Genomic DNA, 1,454 nt, shown 5'->3' on the forward strand with positions numbered 1-1,454 from the left:
AAAATGTGCTAGAGAGCATTGATGTACCGTTTGATGATATTGTTAATGTTCGAATTTACTTAAAAGATTTGGCTGACATTGATGCAGTAAACGAAGTGTATATGACCTTCTTCCCTGATTCAGCTATTGCACGTGCAGTTGCTTATATGCCTGCAAGAACCGTTATTTCAGCGGCAAGCTTACCAATGAATGCATTAGTTCAAATGGATGTGGTTGTTTCTCATGGAGATGGTACTCCTCCTCAAGAAATTGAAGATCGCCATGGTATTGTTATTCGTACAAATAACACGGATCTTGCTCCAATTAATCCGCTATACACTCAGACAGTAGCTTTCTCTCATTACAATCATATTGCAGCTCAGTTACCTATTGATGCTAAATCAAATAAGATGGTCACCGGGGGTACTCATGATCAAGCAAGACAATGTTTAGAAAATATTAAGGCAATTGTCGAAAGTATTGATCATGTGATGGATGATATCGTTAAGATTAACATTCAGGTCAAAGATATGGCTGATTTAGCAGCAATCGATGATGTATACAGCACATTCTTTACTGGAGAATTACCAGCAAGAACTGTTGTAGGTGTTAATGATATAGCCCAAGGTGCTATGGTACAAATTGATGCTGTTGTCTCAAATGGAGAAGGCACTCCTCCACAAAAATAATTTATAAAATATCCAGTCAACAATTTATAGCAGGATTATGATACCTCTTTATAGGTAGTTGAATCATAATCCTGTTTCTCTTAGTTGATGTATATTGAGAAACGCTCATTATTTATGATGTTAAAAGAATATATGCATATTTTTATGAAGTATATGATTTTATCTCAACACTAAATTCTTAAAAGGGATGTGGTGTTTATTATCATTCTATGAGAATTGTATTCTGTTTATTGTGTCATTGTTTTTAAGTATCACTTATTAACGCTTTAAGGTATAAGATCAAATTTTTAATCACTTATTGATAAGCTATTTTTTGTGCTAATTTATTTTTCTTGTATAGTTTCTTAAAAGAAATATTATGCATGATAAAAAATATAATCGGTAAAAGTATGCTGTCTCAAATAAGTGGTTTTCATTTTAACTATCAACCCATATACGCAAATAATCGTATTAAGTCTTATGAAGCACTGCTGAGGTTAAATGACAAAAACATCAGTATAGAGACTTTCATTCAATCAATAGAGAATAAGCCTAAATTTGATCTTGATGTTATTCAAGCTGTTCTCTTTGATATTCAAGACCTTAATGATACTTTTACTATATCTATTAATATTTCAATTCTAAGTTTGGAGTCTGATTTTTTCATTACAAAAGCTCTTAACATTCTGAAAAACAAAAATATTATTTTAGAGATTACCGAGCATGAGAAAGCAAATAATCTTGATTTAATTGCTTATAATATTCAGTTACTCAAGAGTGAAACGGGTGTTAAGTTTGCGTTAGACG

2 protein-coding genes are annotated in these 1,454 nt (G+C 31.8%); both read left to right on the plus strand.

Annotated elements, in window-relative coordinates; genetic code table 11:
• On the plus strand, positions 1-668 hold a 668-nt coding region (locus tag I3255_RS14260), incomplete at its 5' end, for a RidA family protein (protein WP_238039406.1).
• A gap of 362 nt (positions 669-1,030) precedes the next feature.
• A partial coding sequence (locus I3255_RS14265) for an EAL domain-containing protein (RefSeq protein ID WP_238039407.1) occupies positions 1,031-1,454 on the plus strand: 424 nt, incomplete at its 3' end.

It is taken from the genome of Psychrobacter sp. Ps6 (assembly GCF_022129235.1).
GTDB lineage: Bacteria > Pseudomonadota > Gammaproteobacteria > Pseudomonadales > Moraxellaceae > Psychrobacter.